Annotated in this window: 1 protein-coding gene; it reads right to left on the bottom strand. The window is 59.1% G+C overall.

Features of this window, described 5'->3' with window-relative positions:
* Positions 1–55 precede the first annotated feature (55 nt).
* Positions 56–1327 carry an IS256 family transposase gene (locus tag ACM6LU_RS39125; protein ID WP_414942913.1) on the bottom strand — a complete coding sequence of 424 codons (1272 nt, stop codon included), beginning with the start codon at positions 1325–1327 and terminating at the stop codon, positions 56–58.
* Positions 1328–1414 lie beyond the last annotated feature (87 nt).

Below are 1414 nucleotides of genomic sequence, written 5' to 3'. Positions count from 1 at the left end.
GAGCCTGTCACGTTTTTTGTGTAAGCCAGAGGTGATTGCTTACGTTTGTAGGTTATCAGAAAAGTATGCGTCCGGGAAAGATGTTGATCAGTGTGTTGAGTGCCACTTTCCAGCCGTGTGTTCCGGTCCCGGAATCGCCTCCTCGTTGACTGGATATGTTGCGGAGTCCGAGATAGAGCAGTTTCATGGCGGCGTCTTTGTCGGGGAAGTGTCCACGGTTCTTCGTGATTTTACGGAGTTGGAAGTTGATGGACTCGATGGCGTTGGTGGTGTAGACGATTTTGCGGAGTTCCGGTGGGTAGTCGAGGAACGGAATGAACTCGTCCCACGCGTTTCGCCATACGCCGATCGCGCCCGGGTATTGCGTGCCGAATTGCCTGTCGAATTCCGCCAGGCCGAGTTCCGCGGCTTCGAGGGTGGGCGCGGTGTAGATTTCTTTCATCGCCCTGACGATTTTCTTGCGGTCGCCGTAGGACACGAACCGCATCGCGTTGCGGATGACGTGCACGACGCAGGTCTGCACGACGGTGTCCGGGAAGATCGCGTGAATCGCGTCAGGCAGGCCGGTCAGGCCGTCGCAGCAGGCGATGAGGATGTCCTTGACACCTCGGTTACGCAGATCGGACAGGATCTTCTGCCAGAACTTCGCGCCCTCGGTGTCGGAGATCCAGCAGCCCAGGGCGTGCTTGCGGCCGTCCACGTCGACACCGATGGCCAGGTAGGCGACCTTGGTGGTGACGACCCCGTTGTCCTTCACCCGGATCCGGATACCGTCGACATACAGGATCGGATACACCTCGTCCAGCGGACGTGATTGCCACGCCTTGATCTCATCGACCACCACCTCGGTCACATTCGAGATCAATTCCCGGGACGCGTTCACCCCATATACTTCACGCAGGTGTGCCTCGATATCACGGGTCGTCATTCCCCGCGAATACAGCGACAGGATCATGTCATCGATATTGCCGATCCGTCGTGCTCGTTTGGGGACGATCGCCGGTTCGAACGAACCGTTCCGGTCACGTGGCACCTCGATATCGACCGGGCCGTTCGTGGTCGACACGGTCTTCCGGGACTTCCCGTTACGGGAATTGCCGGACCCATGACCAGCGGGATCGCCCGCGTCATAACCCAGATGGTCAGTCAGTTCGGCCTGCAAAGCGCGTTCCAGCACAGCCTTGGTCATCTGATTCAGCAGGCCGTCCACACCATCGATCGGCGTGCCGGCCGACTTCGCGTCCTTCAGCAACGCGTCAATAGTGGACGGCGAGAACGCGTCCGCGAGCCGCCGCGATGCCGCCTCATCACCCCGACGAGACGATATGTCCTGTGTCACTCAGTGTCCCTTCCGACCGCTAAACCAGCAAGTCGATCTTGGTACACCTCTGGCTTACACGGTTACCGTGACACG

This window comes from Amycolatopsis sp. cmx-11-51 (assembly GCF_047608665.1).
Taxonomy (GTDB): Bacteria; Actinomycetota; Actinomycetes; order Mycobacteriales; family Pseudonocardiaceae; genus Amycolatopsis.
Note: the sequence above shows the minus strand (reverse complement) of the source record. Positions and strands in the feature narration are given on the sequence as shown.